This is a genomic window from Paenibacillus sp. 19GGS1-52, from assembly GCF_022369515.1.
Classification (GTDB): domain Bacteria; phylum Bacillota; class Bacilli; order Paenibacillales; family Paenibacillaceae; genus Paenibacillus_AQ.
On sequence record NZ_CP059724.1, the window covers coordinates 1,212,629 to 1,229,338 of the forward strand.

The window sequence follows — 16,710 nt, forward strand, 5'->3', positions numbered from 1 at the left end:
CAGGCGATTCAAGCCTGTATGAATTTTCCCTGATAGCTCAGTTGGTAGAGCACTCGACTGTTAATCGAGTTGTCACAGGTTCGAGCCCTGTTCGGGGAGCCACATATGGAGAGGTGTCCGAGTTTGGCCGAAGGAGCACGATTGGAAATCGTGTAGGCGCCACAAGCGTCTCGAGGGTTCGAATCCCTCTCTCTCCGCCATATATTTATTAAGACTAAGGCCCGTTGGTCAAGGGGTTAAGACACCTCCCTTTCACGGAGGTAACATGGGTTCGAATCCCATACGGGTCACCATTTTTCACTTGATTTTACTTCGTGAAATTTGGTATGATAACAATTGTTCTATTATGGAGGCTTAGCTCAGCTGGGAGAGCATCTGCCTTACAAGCAGAGGGTCGGGGGTTCGAACCCCTCAGCCTCCACCATATTATTACACAATCTAGCTGTATAGCTAATGACGCGGGGTGGAGCAGCCCGGTAGCTCGTCGGGCTCATAACCCGAAGGCCGCAGGTTCAAATCCTGCCCCCGCAACCAATTTGGAACCGTGGTGTAGTTGGCCTAACATGCCTGCCTGTCACGCAGGAGATCGCGGGTTCGAATCCCGTCGGTTCCGCCATTTTTAATTGTATATGGCTCGGTAGCTCAGTCGGTAGAGCAGAGGACTGAAAATCCTCGTGTCAGCGGTTCGATTCCGTTCCGAGCCACCATATTTTTACACAGCAATACGCCGGTGTAGCTCAACTGGTAGAGCAACTGACTTGTAATCAGTAGGTTGGGGGTTCAAGTCCTCTCGCCGGCACCATCCTTGGAGGATTAGCGAAGTGGCCAAACGCATCAGACTGTAAATCTGCTCACGTGAGTGTTCGGTGGTTCGAATCCATCATCCTCCACCAGTTTTAGGGGCATAGTTTAAGGGTAGAACAACGGTCTCCAAAACCGTTGGTGTGGGTTCAATTCCTGCTGCCCCTGCCAATACAATTTTTGAAGTTAAATATGGCGGTCGTGGCGAAGTGGTTAACGCACCGGATTGTGGTTCCGGCATTCGTGGGTTCGAGACCCATCGGTCGCCCCATTTTCTTTAAAATGAACTATTGGAGATTGATTAAGTATTGTATGGCGGTCGTGGCGAAGTGGTTAACGCACCGGATTGTGGTTCCGGCATTCGTGGGTTCGAGACCCATCGGTCGCCCTTTTTACTTTTAAATTTACATTGGGGTTTAGCCAAGCGGTAAGGCAACGGACTTTGACTCCGTCATCATAGGTTCGATTCCTATATCCCCAGCCATTTTTTTTGCGGACGTGGCTCAGCGGTAGAGCATCGCCTTGCCAAGGCGAGGGTCGCGGGTTCGATTCCCGTCGTCCGCTCCATTTGTGGCGCCATAGCCAAGCGGTAAGGCAAAGCTCTGCAAAAGCTTTATCCCCAGTTCGATTCTGGGTGGCGCCTCCAAGTTATTTTTATGTATATATGCCGGCGTGGCGGAATGGCAGACGCGCTCGACTCAAAATCGAGTGGGAGACCGTGGAGGTTCGAGTCCTCTCGCCGGTATCATGAAAAAGGTGTAAAAGATTTGCTTGTAAAAGCGATCTTTTACACCTTTTTCTCATTTCAGGCTTTTTGAGAAGCTCTATTTAGATAATTAATTGAAGGCGTGGAAGTGACTATTGTCGCTGCAGATCGATAAATATTTTAATGAATAAGTAATATCTCGTACATCAAAGTTGTTCTAGATTACAAAATTTCTAACTAAGCAGAAGAATTGGAAGCGAATTTTGTTGCTGCATCAATGATTTGTGTTCTGAATTAATATTTTAATAATAACTTAATAGAAGAGACCGCTCTCTCAATTAATGCTGCACGGAAAATTGAGTTATATTACATAACATCAATTTCGACTTTTCTTTGACAATACAGTTTTCAATATTGACGTTAGACCTTGAGATGGTATGATATAGGTATTGAAGGAGTTTTATCCTTTAGATTGTGTCAATAAACATTACATTAAACTTATTTACTCCCGAGTAAATGGGTTAACAAAATAGGCTCTTGTATAAGCTCATTGATTGGTTTGAGCGTTTCGACCAGGCGACCGTAAATTGCCCCAGGCTACAAGAGGTATAGGCTTGAGATTGCTGTTCACCGTGCAGAATTGTGCTTGGGAACGTATATTTCTATCGTATACCTTTTGTGACCCGGGGTTTTTTGTTGTGCTTAAAATTACAATATAAAAGAAGAGGTGTGTATCGATGAGTTATAAATTGATAATTAAGAATGCAAGTATTCCCCAAGGTGACAGACAGGTATTGACTGATATTCTGGTGGATAAAGGGATTATCGTTGGGTTTGCCAAAGATATTGACGCTGGGAATGCAGAGGTTATTGACGCTAAAGGAATGCTGGTGCTGCCGGGTGTTATTGACTCACATACACATTTTAATGACCCTGGATTTACTCATCGCGAAGACTTCGTTACTGGAACAAGCAGCGCAGCGGCGGGAGGAGTTACACTCATTATCGACATGCCTTGCTGTAGCGTGCCTTCGGTCCGTTCGGTAGATAATTTGCACAATAAGCTTAACGCCTTGGAAGGTAAGGGAGTTATCGACTATGCGATGTGGGGAGGAGTTACCGGCGAAGATGTGCGGAACGATGTTTTGAACATCGTTAAAGAGCAGGCGGCAGAGGGTGTCGTAGCCTTTAAGGTGTATATGACCCCGTCTGTTCCCACCTATCCGCGTGTAACTGACCCGGAAATGCTGGAAGCCTTCTATGCTGTGGCTGAAACAGGAATGCCGATCGGTATTCATGCCGAGAATTTTGCGATTTGTGATTTCTACACGAACAAGTTGAAAAAAGAAGGACGCATGGATTATCCCGCATGGGCGGAAGCACGTAAGATTTTGGCGGAAAAAGCTGCAATTCAGCTTGGTATAAGCTTCTCTGAGGAGTCAGGAGCCCGTCTGCATATTGTGCACATGAGTACTGCTGCAGGTAATGAACTGATTAAGGCAGCAAAGATTAAAGGGCTTAAAGTGACAGCGGAAACTTGCCCGCATTACTTGACGCTGAACGCTGTTGACTCGATGACTGAGTTCGAGGCATTTGCGAAGATTGCTCCTCCTTTGCGCCGTACAGAAGACAATGAAGCCTTGTGGCAAGGTCTGGTTGATGGAACCGTTGATTTCATGGCCACTGACCATGCACCTTATGAGATCGCCACTGAAAAGGATGCTCCAGGAATGGATGTCTGGACCTCTTTTCCAGGGATACCAGGTGTTGAAACATTGGTTCCAATCATGATCAGCGAAGGCTTTAATAAAGGCAGATTAAGCCTTTCACGGCTGGTAGAGGTGCTGTGCACCAATCCGGCAGTTCATTATGGTCTGTACCCCAAAAAAGGGGCTATCGAAATTGGAGCAGACGCCGATTTTACAATCGTAGATTTGGAGAAGGAATGGACGCTTGATAAGGACAAAATGCACTGTAAACCGAAATATACTCCTTTTCACGGCATGAAGCTTAAAGGTAAAGTTGACAAGACGATTGTCAGAGGCACGTTGGTTTATGATGATGAACTGGGTGTGGTAGGTAAACCTGGATACGGTGAGTTCGTGAAACGCCAGACCATTAGTGAACTTCCGCGCTTGTTAAAATATTAAGCAGATCTTGCTGGAACATTAATGAGATACACTTGAGAGGAACGTGACTGCTATGGGCAAACACGCCGTAGTTATTATTGATATGTTAAATGATTTTATCAGCCCGGAAGGTGCACTCTGTTGCCCAAATGGCGAGAAGATTGTGCCGGCGCTGCAGGAATTAATCGAATTCAGCCGTGAGAATGATATCCAGATCATCTTTGTACAGGAAGCTCATCGAAAGAACGATGCGGATTTCAGAGTAAGACCGATTCATGCGATCAAAGGAACCTGGGGTTCCGACTTCATACCGAGTCTGACTCCGCAGATCGACAAAGGCGATTATATTGTGCAAAAAAGACGACATAGCGCCTTTAGCTACACGGATATGGACCTATTCCTTCGTGAAGAGGGCATTGATACTGTAGTAGTTACTGGCGTATGGACAAATGTATGCGTCCGGTCTACAGCATCAGACGCGATGTATCATACGTATAAGGTGATGTGTATCAGCGACTGCTGCGCTTCAAAGGATGAAGATATGCATGTATCTGGCCTGCGGGATATCGGTATATTTGGAGAAGTCCTAACACTTGAGGAATATAAAGCAAGGAACACTGTTGTGAGAGGCTAAGGAATTCAGATTGCGTATGAGGGTTTAGAGAAAGCTCCTGTGGCGACGGATTATCCCGGCGGTGCAGGAGCTTTTTCCTAATTATAAGAAAGTTGCCAATTGTTCATATAGCTTAACGCCGACGGAACGTGCTACAATACCCGAGTTATACGGGCTTTGATTCTGTGATCTGCATTTTGAGCGCGGTTACGTTGTAGGCATTAACAGGCGCGAGGTCCTGTGAACAGGAGGAGAGGGCTACGATCACATCTGTGAGGGCAAGCAAGGCGACATAATCACCCGGCTTGGACAAAGGTTCTTCAATCACATAATCCAAGTTCTCGTCGAGGGAGTTATTCATGAACCAGTTGATGGGGTCAGGGATTTCTTTATGGCCAAGCTGGTATTTACCGAGCGCTTTTTGTAAATTGTCATGACAGTTGGGATGCTCCTCCAATCCAAAATCAACCTTATAGCGATAATAGTCGCAGGCTGGAAAAAAGAAGTCATGCCGACCAACGGTATCTTTGGTCATCTGCATAAGGGGTCTGCGGTAATTGCTGTAAAGGCCGTCACCTTCTTTGAGTCTGATGCTGCTGAGCGACGATCTCATATGAACTGGCGACACATGCTCCTCTGGATTCTCCGCATTAAAGCAGACAAAATCACCTACCTGCTTGCCTTCCACATCTATGATATAGAGCGTCTGCCCTTTGCGTACCCGCGCACTTCTTCCTTCATACGCAGGTACGATGATTTCCTCAACTACAATTTCGTTTCTCACTGTTATTCACCCAATTTCTTTATTCTATGAACACGGCCACAGCTCGGATAGGGGAACCAGTGCCTTTGCGGATTTTGAGCGGAAGCCCAAAATACAGAAAGCGTTTCTGCGCTATTTTATCGAGGTTGCATAAATTTTCGGTATTGGTCATTGCGTATTCCCGACAGATTAAATGTCCAGAGAAACGTGGATCATTCGGATTATCGATGGAAGGGGCATCTACGCCGATATTTACGATACCTTGCTTGGCTAACCATTCCGCTGCCTCATAATCTAATCCTGTGTAGCGGGTCAACCATTCCTCTGTCCCGTAAGCGCGGTTATAATGACCGGTGTACAGCAGCACGATATCCCCTTTGTCGAGATGGAGATAACCTTTTTGTAAGGCCTGTTCCAGATCCTGGCGGGTAATGTAGCTATCCGGCGAGATATGGGAGACATCCAAACAGATGGCCGGTCCATAAAAATATTCCAGCGGCATTTCATCGATCGTCTGTCCCTGTGGATCATATTCGTAGATGGCATCGCTATGGGTGGGACCGTGCTCATTAATGAGCAGATTATTGGTAGCAAATTCGAAGCCGAGTTTGTGTTTACTCTCTGCATGACTCATATTGGGGAAGATCATGGTCTTCTGATGCGGAGGGAAGACCGGCATCCCCTGATAGATTTCCTGTGAGAGATCTACAACCTGAATGCCCATTTCGTCACCTCTTAAAAGTTTTATGGAGCGCTGCTACCTGAGAATCTTCGCAATAAAACTACTTCGGAAGCATAGGCTTAGTTTTGATAGCAAAAGCTTCCTAGATCGCAAAACTAGTTCAGTAACCTAGCCTTAAGCGAGTGTTGGCAGCACGGTGAAGGCATCGGCATCAATCAGGCCGATATCGGTTATTTTCCACGCCGGGCTGGTGACTAGTGAGAGGAAAGAAAGATGCATAAATGGTACATGCAGGCTGCATCCTAGCTCCTCACGGGCTAGCTGATGCAGCTCGGTAATCCGACTGCTCATCTGCTTGCCTGTCAGTTCGTCAGTCATTAGCCCACCAATGCGCAGCGGCAGATCCCCTACAACTTTGCCCCCTGCAATCATGGCGATGCCTCCGTCCATGGCAATAACCCGATTCACGGCGGTTACCATATCTGCATAGTTAGTGCCTGTGACAATGATGTTATGCGTATCATGGGCTACGCTCTCGGCGATCGCTCCTACTTTAAGCGTCATACCGCGAACAAAGGTTTTACCGATCTTGCCGCTGCGTCCATGACGTTCGACTACGAGCAGGGGAAGAAGGTCGTCTGCGACCGAAGGCAAGACGACATTATCCTTGACGGAAGCGATATAGATTCCGGCTCCGGTCAGGTTTTGATCTGGAATAACCTCGATGGTCCGGATCTGAACGGTGTTATGAGCGCCTTCAGCAGAAATTTGCAGGTCCTCCAGTTTGACGGGTTTACGCTTAACGGAATTTTTGACAGAAGCGGGATAAATATAGGAGGGGATATCCCGGGTGAGCTCGCCGTTCTCGGCGATTTTGACTCCGCTTATATAGACTTGAGCGATCTTCATCTGGGTTAAATCGCTGATTACGGCGATATCGGCTTTTTTACCTGGGGCGAGCAGGCCGATATCATCGAAGCCAAAATGTGTAGCCGGGTTAATGGTGACCATTTGGATGGCCTCTACTGGATCTATACCTACGGCAATGGTTCTGCGGACAATATCATTCATATGCCCGTATTTCAGCAGATCCTCAGGAACCATATCATCGGAGACGAGGATGGCTCGTCGTGAATCCATTCCCTCCTCAGTAATGGCCCGGATGCATTCAGCCATATTGCGCTGGGAAGAGCCTTCGCGCATAAATACACTGACCCCGTAACGCAGCTTCTCCATCATTTCTTCCTTCGTCGTTGTCTCATGGCAGGAGACATGGCCACCTCCACATATGATATGGGCGGCAAGCTCGCGGCCAAATAAGCCGGGGGCGTTGCCTTCAATGCTTTTGCCAATAGCTTTGGCGTAAGAAACAGAGGCAAGCAGATCATCAATAAGATAGGGGGCATTGCGGTATACCGGATGAACATTGCTGAAGCCCTGCAGTTCTCCGATTCCCTGTACATGATCATCATTCAGCAGTTCCTGCATATCCTTCGAGCTAATATCAGCACCAGCAGTTTCTAGACCAGGCACATCCGGCGTGAGACAGGGTACGGTGAAAAGAACACGGTTCGGTAAGGTTTTGGCTTCCTCGATCATCGCTTTCATTCCCGGCACTCCCAGAACATTGCCTATTTCATGCGGATCTGCTACTAATGTTGTGGTTCCCGTTGGAATGGATAATTTGGAAAATTCGGTTACAGTAAGCATCGCGCTTTCGAAATGCATATGTGAATCAATAAAGCCCGGACTTATGAATTTGCCGCGCATCTCTTCAATGACGGTAGAGGGACCAATCAGCTTATCCGCTTGGCCTACAAGTAGAATGCGATCCCCTTTTATAGCTACATCGCCTTCGTAAATTTCCCGGGTAACTACATTAATGATATAGCCGCCTTTAAGTACAAGGTCGGCGTGAACAGTGTCGGAGAGCAGCACATCAATCATCCGCCGCCGCTGAATCGCATCTTTGATATCTGTCGTTAGCATATGTTATGAACCTCCCGCCTTGGCGCAATCCACGCTGTCTACAATACCGACAATAGCGGCATCTATAGGGGCATTCGGATGTAACGTCGCTCGTGAAGCCACGCTGCCGACTACGAAGATGATCGTTTCGCCAATTCCGGCTCCCACCGTATCGACCGCAACGATCGTTGCTCCAGAAGGTGTATTGTCCGGGTGAATCGGCTGAACGATCAGTAGTTTGGCACCAACCAGAGTCTCATCCTTTCTAGTTGCAACGACGTATCCGATAATTAGTCCCAGCTGCATGTGATTGTCACCTCTTCTATTTAAATTGAAGCTCTATTCTATATTCTCTGGCCATATCTGCGGCAAGCGGAGTGATTACGGCATGTCTGCTCAATACAATGATTGTTCTATCCAGCTTCCGTGCTGAGCGGATATCCTCGGCGGTTAGTATCTGTTTCTTGAGTGGTGCTTCCGCAGAGGACAGCCAGTTCCCCACTTTATCCGGTTCTAGCAGCTTAATGCCGAAGCCTTCTATTGTACTAACCATAGCCAACATCTGCTCTTTCAAAAGCGGACTGGCCTGCGAGAGACCCTGCTCACCCCAACGATAATGATCTGGTTCTGCCCCTAGCGTTAAAGCGGCGACCGGTTTTCCTGCACAAAGAGCCAATACTATTAATTGTACGAATGGATGTCCGGTATCCAATTGAGTTAGACGGGACAACAGGGATAGTGAAAGTACGGGTATGAATAGGGCATCTGCTTCGGAGGGAGAGGGGGGCAGGGAGTTGGCGGGAAGTATAATATCGTCAACTCCGGACTGCGCTACTATCTCTTCGAGGGCCATTGTGTTGAACAGATTCTCCTCTACCCATATCCGTAATCTAACGTTGCTTGCCCCCAGCTTCCGAATAGCCGCGAACCCATCCTCCATACCGATAAAATGATTGGCCAGCAGTGTTAAGACTCGGGGATAGTCTTTATTTAACTCTGCTGCTCTGGAGCCGTAAGACATCTCCAGTAGGATATTTGCAGCAACCGTGCTATGCCGGCTGTCCATGGTGACTATTGTTCCTATTCAATGCCTTTGGATAACAAGGCCCGTTCAACTTCACTATGTGGTCTTGGGATGACATGTACCGAAACCAGTTCTCCGACCCGTTTGGCTGCTGCTGCCCCTGCATCGGTTGCTGCCTTTACAGCACCTACATCCCCACGAACCATAACTGTTACGAGACCAAAGCCGATTTTTTCATAACCGCAGATTTCTACGTTTGCCGCTTTCACCATTGCATCCGCAGCTTCAATTGCCCCTACAAGACCTTTTGTTTCGATTAATCCCAGTGATTCTCCCATTATAAAAACCTCCATCAATTTAGTTTGGTTTGTCGTCTGAATCGGTTGATTCGGTTGAATCTGTAGGGCCAGGTGAAGCTGGTAAAGTATCCGACTTCAGCTTGTTAGTCTTTGTGAGCGGGTCAGTAGCAGAGGAGATAGTAACAGATGCGGGAGCGGCGTTTTCTTTTTCCAGTAAATATTTCGACAATATCTTGTGAGTCACATCCTCGTGAGCTTTTGCGATGACATGGGCAGAGATTACCTTGCCGACTCGTTGTGCTTCTGCCTTTCCAGCCTCAACGGAGGCGTTGACTGCAGCAACATCCCCGCTTAGATGAATAGTCACACCCAATGAACCGCCAACACCGATAACCTTCTCTACGGCCACTAGTCGCACATCTGCTGCCTTAAGTGCAGCATCTGCTGCTGAAACGGCGGTTGTGAACCCAAGAGTCTCAATTAATCCCAGCGCTTGCATGTTCAGTCCTCCCTCATCATGGTCTTAAGCTCTGCCTCTACAGCTGTTATCTGAGCAGAAGTTCCGGTTATTGTTACATAGCTGTGCTCCGCCCTAATTTTCAGTTCAGGATGGGGACAACGGTAGAGCAGTTGCTGTACCAGTCCGATGCTGTTCCAGCGTGAAGCGGCATCTACAACCGCAATGGATTCTTGCTGCCCTGCCCCCAAATGTTGGCGGAGGAGCGGGGTGGGGCTCAGGCTGACGAACAACTGCACTCTGCGAGTAGAAGCGACCTGTAAAAGATCAACTATTTCCTTCAGCTTGATGGCTACTTTGTGAAAATGATTGCTGAACAGCTTAAGCTCGAAACGAGGATCAGCTTCTCCCCAGTAAATCTCGGCTTCCAGCGTAGGGTCATCTGCTAGAATCTTCTCTGCAGCAAATAGCTGTCCCGGATGGCAGGATCGTGTACTGATGACACCAGCTGCACTGTAATTTCGGCTGGTGATTCCCAGTAGAGGACGAAGCGCGGTAGAGATATCCGGGAAGAGCCAGGCGTCCATATCCCTCGCAGTTGAGAGACGGAAAGGCTCAGAGGTCTCAGGTGTATGGAGTTGAGCCTTTATGTGTGAATTTCCAGGTGAACTAACCTCCACATTCTTGTGCGATAAGGTGCGCAGAAGCAGTGGAGATAAACAATGCTCGACAAAATGTTGAGTATGGAGTGCTCCACTAGTGGAGCTAATGGTGCCGCCAGAGTGGGTAGAAAGAGTATTGCTACCGCTGCCAATGGAGTTGCCCAAGCTACTGGAATTGCCAGAGTTGTTGGAAAGGTTGGAGCTGCTGGAGCTTGATGCAGCAGCACCGGCAATTAGGGCCAGCCGTTTGGCAGCTTGTTCCTTCTGGTAATTAGTCCTCTTGACTGGCGGCTGTGGCTTGCTATAATCCTCCGGATGGGCGGGAGTGACACCGGAAAAAGGAATAGCATGGTTTCTTTGCAATACCTCTGAAACAACATTTCTCATAAAATCGGACAAATGTAATCACCTCCTTTAAGAAACTTTTGTTTTATCTTGTTTAGTAGAGCATTGTGGCTAAATCCGGATGCGGGCGCGGAATGACATTTGACGAAATGAGCTCACCGCCGGTTCGTGCATAAGCAGCAACGCCAGCCTCAACCGCTGCTGTGACAGAGGCGACATCGCCTTCGACGATAACCGTCACCAAGCCGGAGCCGATCCGCTTGAAGTCCACCAGCTTAACATTTGCTGCTTTGCACATGGCGTCGAGCGCTTCTAATGCTGGTGTCAGCCCTCGTGTCTCAATCAATCCGATTGCTTGCATAATCCACCTCCTTAAAGTTTTGCGGAACTTTACATCTTCGAGTATGACTGTGCAGCAAAACTACGTCGAAAGCATAAGCTTAAAGTTTTGATAGCAAAACTACATCGAAAGCATAAGCTTAGATTTGCGCATCCACGCTGAAATCAGTGTTCGCCAGAACATAACTGGTTAAATCGCATGTACAGCCTCGGTAGCGGATGAGGAGAAAGGTTAGCACAGAGATTAGCAGGAATTTCTCCCTCTAAAAATGCATCCTAGTAGGCTATTAATAGATTAGCGGGAAAAACTCCTGCTATATTTGCCCCTTTGGACTGCAACAGCCGAAATGCCAATATTTAGAGGGAATATTTCCCTCTAAATCCTCTAAATAAATGATTTTACCAAAATTAGCGGGAGGAAATCCCTTTAGTTTCAGAAACGGATCTCAATTACCGAAGAAAAGTAGAGTCATTCGGTGTCTGTTCAACGGCAAGTGCTGAGTGTGAAGTAGAGAAGAGTCCTAGAACCCTCTATACCTCTATAAATAGTTCGCCAGCTCAATCTCATCCTGTCCAGGAATATGAGTTCTGAGATAATGCTCCGCTTGCGATAACGGGTACGTAGCATCGATGCCCATCTTAGCAGTGACCCCGCGAAGATTGTGGGAAGGTTCCAGCGGAGAACCCTTGGCGCCAGGGACAATGAACAGATCCAGATCGGCTTGAACCCGGGTGGCAATGGCCCACTCCACATCAAGCGGATTCAAGAGGTCAACATCTTCATCGACGACAACCACATGCTTCAAGTCCTTGTCACCGGCAAAGGCAGCTAGCAGAGTAGTTTTGCCGTCACCCTCGCTTACTTTGCGAATCCTAACGACTGCATGATACCGTCCTACGCCACCCATTGTGATATGAACGTCTTGAACGGTAGGCACAACCTGCCGGATGGAGCTGATTAAGGCTACTTCACGGGCAATAGCCATAGGCAGCTTCTCTTCATAGCTAGCTGGGAGAATAGTCTGCCAAATGGGATGGTTCCGGTAAGTTACGGCGGAGAACTCTACCACTGGCTGTTCTGAACGTGGTCCATAATATCCGCCGAGCTCTCCGAATGGTCCTTCGGGTACGCGAATCCCAGGAAGAATCCGCCCCTCAAAGACAACCTCAGCTTCAGCCAGAACCTCAAGATTAACGCTCTTGCAGGGAACTACTGCAAGTGCCTCGCCGAGTAGGGCAGAGGCAACATCCAGCTTATCTACATGAAACAGATGTGTGCTGACCTGTGAAGCCAGAACAACAGCCGGGACGATGCCAAACATAAACGCGACTTCCAGCGGCTCATCACGCTCTTCAAACTCTTTGTATTGTTGAAATAATTCTGGTGAAGAGATTAAAATACTGGTCCGGTTGCCATCCAGCAGCTGCATCCGCCGGATGGAAGTATAACGTGTATGTCCGTCCCGGCCCTTAACGACCATGACTCCTGAGACGTAATATGCTCCGCTGTCCAAAGCATGATAAGTGCATACAGGAAAGTAATCTTTCAAGTTAAGCAGGCCGGTAATAACGTTGTCATGGACCGAAGCGTGCTCCACTTTGCGGGTCGCAAGCGGATGCACGAGGGCCTCGATAAGGCGAGGAAGCATGTCGCCAGGCTGCATATCCATACTTTCAGCCATCAGCGCTTTGGAGCCGCCAAGCCCAACAGTCATGTGTACGTTATACCCTTTGATCTTCTCGAAGAGTATGGGTTGCGCACCCTTTACCGCTTTAACTACTGCTCCGAGCTCGAAGCGGGGGTCAACTTCTCTACGTATCCGCAGCAGCTTGCCGTTCCTCTCCCAATGCTCCAGTAATTGTCTAATATTCAGCGCTGCCATCTTTAAGCCTCACCCCATCTTTTCATTAATTGATGTTCAATCCCCAAAGCATCGAGGACACGGGCATTCATAAAATTAACCAGCTCCCAGATCTCTGTGGGATGATTGTAGAATCCTGGTGAGGCAGGCATAATGTCTGCTCCCGCGCGGGCAACCCTAAGCATATTCTCCAAATGAATGAGATGGAGTGGCGTCTCGCGGGGCACGATAATGAGCCTGCGTTTTTCCTTCAGCACCACACTGGCCGCACGGCTCAGCAGAGTATCTCCCAGCCCATTGGCGATAGCACCCAGTGTGTTCATGGAACAGGGGATAATGACCATTCCGTCAGTTTTGAATGAGCCGCTGGCTACAGGTGCGAACAAATCACTGTTTGGCAGCACCGTCGCATATTCCGCGATCTCAGCCATGTCGATGCCACATTCATATTGGAGCACATTCTCTCCGGCGCTAGTGGCGATAACATAGGTGTCTATGCCTAATTGATGCAGGCTGCGGATCAGGGAGTAGCCGTATATGGCTCCGCTTGCTCCTGTAAGAGCGACTATAATTTTCATGATTGGAGTTCTCCTTTAGAAAGGGTACTGGCTGGGATTCTGTATAAAAAAACAAAAGGAAGCCGTTGACATAGAGATGTTCTCTAATCAACGGCTTCCTTCAGTCTGTAAACAGAATTCGGGCAAACCTTATTTATGTGGCAGCTCATCAGGATGAAATCGAGATAAGCCGACTATGCGGAATAACAATTACTTGCTGGTTATAGGCAGATTAACATGACGAGAAGTAGGCTATATTAAAATCCGCGAGATAAATCCCGTTTCATTTATCCTTTCTCGGCATCCGTGATAACTACAGTACAAGCCCATGCAGTTTGTGGCTCATAATCCCGTAATACGCCAGTGACGGCCAGCTTCATTTCTTCGGCCAGCTTCTTCTGGATTCTACGTTTGAATTCCTGATGCAGCGCAGCATCAACAGACTGCTTCAACTCTGGATAATGTTCTTCTAGGGCACGAAGTGCGGTAACCCGCTGATGCTTCACCAGAAACATAATCATCGTATCATTTACGGCATCAATCTTAAGCTGTGTAACACCAACACCATACAACTCTTTGTGTACTTCATTATAACAGCGGGACAGCTTCTTCTTAAATTCATTCGATGAGAGAAGTAAGGTTACCGACAAGGAGATCACTTCCCTATGCTGAAATCATTGATCTAACTATAATTATGTTACTAATCATTACATATCGTGGAGATCATGATGGAACTAAGTTATAAACATCAAGTTTAGACTCAATTATAAGCATAATATTCGAAAAGTAAATGATATATGTTACATTATATAACTTTGCTGTGGATATGGAAGAAGTGTGGAGAAATGCCGATCTCACATTTGAACCTATTGTAGAATTGGACATCACTCTTGTTATAATTTGAGAAAAATAGTGACACAGTAAAGGAAATACCTTATTATTTAAAGAGATTTTTAATAAAACAGTTTTTAAATAATTATGATACAATAATCATCCCAAATAGGGCTCATTGCAGTCAGGACTGGAAGGGGGGCTTGGCATCCTAGAACTGAGACGGGTAAGTAAAAAATTTAAGCTGAAGAATGGCATATATCAGGCGGTTGACGATGTATCGCTTGAGGTTAAGGCAGGAGCTATCTATGGCATTATTGGCGCAAGTGGTGCCGGAAAGTCTACGCTGCTGCGTATGATCAATCTACTGGAGGTACCAGATTCGGGTACGGTTACTGTAGACGGACACCTTCTGACAAGTATGTCAGACAAACAGCGGCGAAAGGAGCGGCAAAAGATCGGGATGATCTTTCAGCAATTTAACCTTGTATATAACGTGACAGTCAGCAGTAATGTCGCCATTCCGCTTGAACTAGCTGGTCTACCAAAACGTGAACGGATCAATCGAGTGCAGGAATGCCTCGACTTCGTCGGCCTTACGGATAAGGCAGAACAATATCCTGCCCAACTGAGTGGAGGCCAACGGCAGAGAGTAGCTATAGCCCGCGCGTTAGCGAATAGTCCAAAGTTGCTGCTCTGTGATGAGCCAACCTCATCGCTCGATCCGGTGACTACGGCAGATATATTGAGTGTATTGAGACATATTAATGAAAGCCTCGGTGTAACGATCGTGATTGTCACACATGAGATGGATGTAGTCAAAACCTTATGCGGTCATGTATCTGTAATGGAAAGAGGAATGATCATTGATTCATTCTCCCGAGAAGACGGTGACTTCCAGCCTGCTGCGACTAGCTCAGGCTCGTATCGGAATCAGATTCTTGGCAAAACGGAGGAAGTCCATGTTTGAGAGTGCAATTAAATACCAAGCACAAATGTGGCAAGCCATTGGTGAGACCTTTGTGATGGTGGGAATGTCGGTTGGAGCTGCGCTGCTGCTGGGACTTCCGCTTGGGACGCTGCTGTTTTTTTGCCGGAAAGGCCAGCTCTATGAGAATAGGATGATGTCCTTGGTGCTCAACAGTATCGTCAATATTGTCCGTTCCTTTCCGTTCCTGCTGTTGGTCGTAGCGCTGATTCCGGTGACCCGATTTATCGTGGGGACGGCGATTGGCACAATGGCTGCAACAGTTCCACTATGTATTGTGGCGATCGCGTATTACTCACGTCTGGTGGAGCAATCTTTGCTGGAGGTTCCCAAAGGAACGATTGAGGCAGCTTTATCAATGGGAGCTTCGAAGCTGGGGCTTGTCTTTAAATTCTTATATGTGGAAGCTCGTTCGGGACTAGTGCTCGGACTGACAACTTCTACGATCAGCTTTATTTCCTTCTCAACCGTGATGGGGGTCGTCGGTGGGGGCGGAGTTGGCGATTTCGCTATCCGCTATGGTTATCAACGCTTTGAGACTGAGGTAATGGCATATGCCATTGTTGTGATGATTGTGCTGGTGCAGCTTGTGCAGTTCACAGGAGGCACCTTGTCCAGACTGTTGGATAAACGATAAGCAGAAAATTTATATAATCTATAATGGGGGTTAATTGTATTTATGAAAAAATCAATGATACTGCTACTGACATTAATGGTAATCCTCATTGCAGGCTGTGGAGCAAACACGGCATCAGATACGAATGCAGCAAACAGTTCAGCTGAGAATAGCGGGGAGCCTATCAAACTAAAGGTAGCCACACTTATTCCGCCTATGACGGATATTCTGGATATTGTGAAACCATTGTTGAAGGAAGACGGTATCGAGCTTGAAGTCGTGGTGCTATCTGACAATGTGCAGCCAAATGAAGCTTTGGCGAATAAGGAAGTGGACGCTAACTTTTTTCAGCATGTGCCTTATATGGAGCAATTTAATGCCAGTAAGGGTTCAGAGCTTGTAGCGGTTCAGCCCGTTTATAATGCCATTTACGGTGGGTATTCCAAACGTTTCAAAGACATTGCCGAGCTGCCGGATGGAGCCACACTGGTGATGGCGAATGATCCGTCGAACATTGGGCGTTCGCTGGAGATGTTCGAAGCAGCTGGATTGATTACTTTGAAGGAGGGCGTAGGCATTAAGGCTACGCAGGCAGACATTACTGCTAATCCAAGAAAATTTAAATTTGCGGAAGTCGATTTGCTGATGCTGGCCCGTATGCTGGATGATGCTGACCTGGTGGCGATGACGCCTGCTTATGCTAGTCCGCTTGGGCTAACGCCTAAGAAAGATGCCTTGATTACGGAATCCGAGGATGCCAAATTCGCGATTACATTGGTTGCCCGCAGCGATAACAAGGATTCCGCAGCTATTAAAAAGCTGGCTGAGCGGATCAGTGGTCCAGAAGTGAAAAAATTCCTGGAGGATAATTACGCGGATATCGCGCTGCCGGCCTTTAAATAAAGGTATAAATAACAGCTAGTCAGGCGCTATATATTAGAACAAGCAAGCTTTCCGATTCATGGGGAGCTTGTTTTTTCTTTTTAGAGGATGAAAAATCCAATGAAAAAATAATTTTGTCGTATTTTGTTTGTTTATTTTACTAAAATATATATAACAAAAACACAA

General features: G+C 47.3%; 17 protein-coding genes, 16 tRNA genes and 1 riboswitch. Of the genes, 21 read left to right on the plus strand and 12 right to left on the minus strand.

What is annotated here, in order from left to right; translation table 11 throughout:
* The first annotated feature begins 26 nt into the window (after positions 1-26).
* The 18 genes from H1230_RS05595 (at position 27) to H1230_RS05680 (ending at position 4,270) form a co-directional block, all read left to right on the plus strand.
* Positions 27-102, plus strand: a tRNA-Asn gene (locus H1230_RS05595).
* A 5-nt stretch (positions 103-107) separates the two neighbouring features.
* A tRNA-Ser gene (locus H1230_RS05600) sits at positions 108-200 on the plus strand.
* A gap of 18 nt (positions 201-218) precedes the next feature.
* Positions 219-293, plus strand: a tRNA-Glu gene (locus H1230_RS05605).
* Positions 294-348: 55 nt separating this feature from the next.
* Positions 349-424 (plus strand) — tRNA-Val (locus tag H1230_RS05610).
* Between the two features lie 33 nt (positions 425-457).
* Positions 458-534, plus strand: a tRNA-Met gene (locus H1230_RS05615).
* Between the two features lie 4 nt (positions 535-538).
* Positions 539-616: transfer RNA gene (locus H1230_RS05620), tRNA-Asp, on the plus strand.
* 15 nt (positions 617-631) lie between these two features.
* Positions 632-707, plus strand: a tRNA-Phe gene (locus H1230_RS05625).
* Between the two features lie 19 nt (positions 708-726).
* Positions 727-802 (plus strand) — tRNA-Thr (locus H1230_RS05630).
* 5 nt (positions 803-807) lie between these two features.
* Positions 808-893, plus strand: a tRNA-Tyr gene (locus H1230_RS05635).
* Positions 894-898: 5 nt separating this feature from the next.
* Positions 899-972 (plus strand) — tRNA-Trp (locus H1230_RS05640).
* A 24-nt stretch (positions 973-996) separates the two neighbouring features.
* Positions 997-1,072: transfer RNA gene (locus H1230_RS05645), tRNA-His, on the plus strand.
* 44 nt (positions 1,073-1,116) lie between these two features.
* A tRNA-His gene (locus H1230_RS05650) sits at positions 1,117-1,189 on the plus strand.
* A gap of 22 nt (positions 1,190-1,211) precedes the next feature.
* Positions 1,212-1,285, plus strand: a tRNA-Gln gene (locus H1230_RS05655).
* Between the two features lie 8 nt (positions 1,286-1,293).
* Positions 1,294-1,368 (plus strand) — tRNA-Gly (locus H1230_RS05660).
* Between the two features lie 5 nt (positions 1,369-1,373).
* A tRNA-Cys gene (locus tag H1230_RS05665) sits at positions 1,374-1,447 on the plus strand.
* 20 nt (positions 1,448-1,467) lie between these two features.
* A tRNA-Leu gene (locus H1230_RS05670) sits at positions 1,468-1,546 on the plus strand.
* 478 nt (positions 1,547-2,024) lie between these two features.
* Positions 2,025-2,127: riboswitch (purine riboswitch) on the plus strand.
* 117 nt (positions 2,128-2,244) lie between these two features.
* The gene (allB, locus tag H1230_RS05675) at positions 2,245-3,657 is read left to right on the plus strand and encodes an allantoinase AllB (protein ID WP_239714581.1); all 1,413 of its coding nucleotides are present in this window, start codon (positions 2,245-2,247) and stop codon (positions 3,655-3,657) included.
* 52 nt (positions 3,658-3,709) lie between these two features.
* Entirely contained in the window at positions 3,710-4,270 is a 561-nt protein-coding gene (locus tag H1230_RS05680) for a cysteine hydrolase family protein (RefSeq protein WP_239714582.1), read from the plus strand.
* Between the two features lie 145 nt (positions 4,271-4,415).
* On the opposite strand, the gene H1230_RS05685 is transcribed toward H1230_RS05680, so the two are convergent.
* The 12 genes from H1230_RS05685 to H1230_RS05740 form a co-directional block, all read right to left on the minus strand.
* Positions 4,416-5,033: a DUF1989 domain-containing protein gene (locus tag H1230_RS05685; RefSeq protein WP_239714583.1), complete on the minus strand. Its 618-nt coding sequence runs from the start codon at positions 5,031-5,033 to the stop codon at positions 4,416-4,418.
* Between the two features lie 19 nt (positions 5,034-5,052).
* A complete protein-coding gene (locus tag H1230_RS05690) occupies positions 5,053-5,736 on the minus strand; it encodes a cyclase family protein (RefSeq protein ID WP_239714584.1) in 684 nt (227 codons plus the stop codon).
* Between the two features lie 132 nt (positions 5,737-5,868).
* Positions 5,869-7,683: an adenine deaminase gene (gene ade, locus H1230_RS05695; protein WP_239714585.1), complete on the minus strand. Its 1,815-nt coding sequence runs from the start codon at positions 7,681-7,683 to the stop codon at positions 5,869-5,871.
* A gap of 3 nt (positions 7,684-7,686) precedes the next feature.
* Positions 7,687-7,968: a EutN/CcmL family microcompartment protein gene (locus tag H1230_RS05700; protein ID WP_239714586.1), complete on the minus strand. Its 282-nt coding sequence runs from the start codon at positions 7,966-7,968 to the stop codon at positions 7,687-7,689.
* Positions 7,969-7,984: 16 nt separating this feature from the next.
* Complete coding sequence (locus H1230_RS05705; protein WP_239714587.1) at positions 7,985-8,728, minus strand: hypothetical protein; 744 nt, start codon at positions 8,726-8,728, stop codon at positions 7,985-7,987.
* 14 nt (positions 8,729-8,742) lie between these two features.
* Positions 8,743-9,024: a BMC domain-containing protein gene (locus H1230_RS05710; RefSeq protein ID WP_019908484.1), complete on the minus strand. Its 282-nt coding sequence runs from the start codon at positions 9,022-9,024 to the stop codon at positions 8,743-8,745.
* A gap of 19 nt (positions 9,025-9,043) precedes the next feature.
* Positions 9,044-9,484 carry a BMC domain-containing protein gene (locus H1230_RS05715; protein ID WP_239714588.1) on the minus strand — a complete coding sequence of 147 codons (441 nt, stop codon included), beginning with the start codon at positions 9,482-9,484 and terminating at the stop codon, positions 9,044-9,046.
* Between the two features lie 2 nt (positions 9,485-9,486).
* Positions 9,487-10,503 (minus strand): hypothetical protein, encoded by a 1,017-nt coding sequence (locus H1230_RS05720; protein ID WP_239714589.1) that lies wholly within the window; start codon positions 10,501-10,503, stop codon positions 9,487-9,489.
* A 40-nt stretch (positions 10,504-10,543) separates the two neighbouring features.
* A complete protein-coding gene (locus H1230_RS05725) occupies positions 10,544-10,810 on the minus strand; it encodes a BMC domain-containing protein (RefSeq protein WP_239714590.1) in 267 nt (88 codons plus the stop codon).
* Between the two features lie 517 nt (positions 10,811-11,327).
* A complete protein-coding gene (locus tag H1230_RS05730; RefSeq protein ID WP_239714591.1) occupies positions 11,328-12,671 on the minus strand; it encodes a UbiD family decarboxylase in 1,344 nt (447 codons plus the stop codon).
* A gap of 2 nt (positions 12,672-12,673) precedes the next feature.
* Positions 12,674-13,228, minus strand: a complete 555-nt coding sequence (locus H1230_RS05735; protein WP_239714592.1) for a UbiX family flavin prenyltransferase — start codon at positions 13,226-13,228, stop codon at positions 12,674-12,676.
* Positions 13,229-13,494: 266 nt separating this feature from the next.
* The gene (locus H1230_RS05740) at positions 13,495-13,857 is read right to left on the minus strand and encodes a Na-translocating system protein MpsC family protein (RefSeq protein WP_239714593.1); all 363 of its coding nucleotides are present in this window, start codon (positions 13,855-13,857) and stop codon (positions 13,495-13,497) included.
* A gap of 389 nt (positions 13,858-14,246) precedes the next feature.
* Here H1230_RS05740 and H1230_RS05745 point away from each other — a divergent pair, with 389 nt between their 5' ends.
* Genes H1230_RS05745 through H1230_RS05755 form a run of 3 tightly spaced genes read left to right on the plus strand, consistent with a single transcriptional unit; the run spans position 14,247 to position 16,545 of the window.
* A complete protein-coding gene (locus H1230_RS05745) occupies positions 14,247-15,008 on the plus strand; it encodes a methionine ABC transporter ATP-binding protein (protein ID WP_239717122.1) in 762 nt (253 codons plus the stop codon).
* Complete coding sequence (locus H1230_RS05750; RefSeq protein ID WP_239714594.1) at positions 15,001-15,663, plus strand: methionine ABC transporter permease; 663 nt, start codon at positions 15,001-15,003, stop codon at positions 15,661-15,663. The genes H1230_RS05745 and H1230_RS05750 overlap by 8 nt, the downstream gene beginning before the upstream one ends.
* Before the next feature lie 42 nt (positions 15,664-15,705).
* Positions 15,706-16,545: a MetQ/NlpA family ABC transporter substrate-binding protein gene (locus H1230_RS05755; protein WP_239714595.1), complete on the plus strand. Its 840-nt coding sequence runs from the start codon at positions 15,706-15,708 to the stop codon at positions 16,543-16,545.
* Positions 16,546-16,710: the final 165 nt, after the last annotated feature.

Excerpts from the sequence above, each read along its gene's own strand:
- allB (WP_239714581.1), top strand. The coding sequence starts at position 2,245 with ATGAGTTATAAATTGATAATTAAGAATGCAAGTATTCCCCAAGGTGAC.
- H1230_RS05680 (WP_239714582.1), top strand. The coding sequence starts at position 3,710 with ATGGGCAAACACGCCGTAGTTATTATTGATATGTTAAATGATTTTATC.
- H1230_RS05690 (WP_239714584.1), bottom strand. The coding sequence starts at position 5,736 with ATGGGCATTCAGGTTGTAGATCTCTCACAGGAAATCTATCAGGGGATG.
- ade (WP_239714585.1), bottom strand. The coding sequence starts at position 7,683 with ATGCTAACGACAGATATCAAAGATGCGATTCAGCGGCGGCGGATGATT.
- H1230_RS05700 (WP_239714586.1), bottom strand. The coding sequence starts at position 7,968 with ATGCAGCTGGGACTAATTATCGGATACGTCGTTGCAACTAGAAAGGAT.
- H1230_RS05705 (WP_239714587.1), bottom strand. The coding sequence starts at position 8,728 with ATGGACAGCCGGCATAGCACGGTTGCTGCAAATATCCTACTGGAGATG.
- H1230_RS05710 (WP_019908484.1), bottom strand. The coding sequence starts at position 9,024 with ATGGGAGAATCACTGGGATTAATCGAAACAAAAGGTCTTGTAGGGGCA.
- H1230_RS05715 (WP_239714588.1), bottom strand. The coding sequence starts at position 9,484 with ATGCAAGCGCTGGGATTAATTGAGACTCTTGGGTTCACAACCGCCGTT.
- H1230_RS05725 (WP_239714590.1), bottom strand. The coding sequence starts at position 10,810 with ATGCAAGCAATCGGATTGATTGAGACACGAGGGCTGACACCAGCATTA.
- H1230_RS05730 (WP_239714591.1), bottom strand. The coding sequence starts at position 12,671 with ATGGCAGCGCTGAATATTAGACAATTACTGGAGCATTGGGAGAGGAAC.
- H1230_RS05735 (WP_239714592.1), bottom strand. The coding sequence starts at position 13,228 with ATGAAAATTATAGTCGCTCTTACAGGAGCAAGCGGAGCCATATACGGC.
- H1230_RS05750 (WP_239714594.1), top strand. The coding sequence starts at position 15,001 with ATGTTTGAGAGTGCAATTAAATACCAAGCACAAATGTGGCAAGCCATT.
- H1230_RS05755 (WP_239714595.1), top strand. The coding sequence starts at position 15,706 with ATGAAAAAATCAATGATACTGCTACTGACATTAATGGTAATCCTCATT.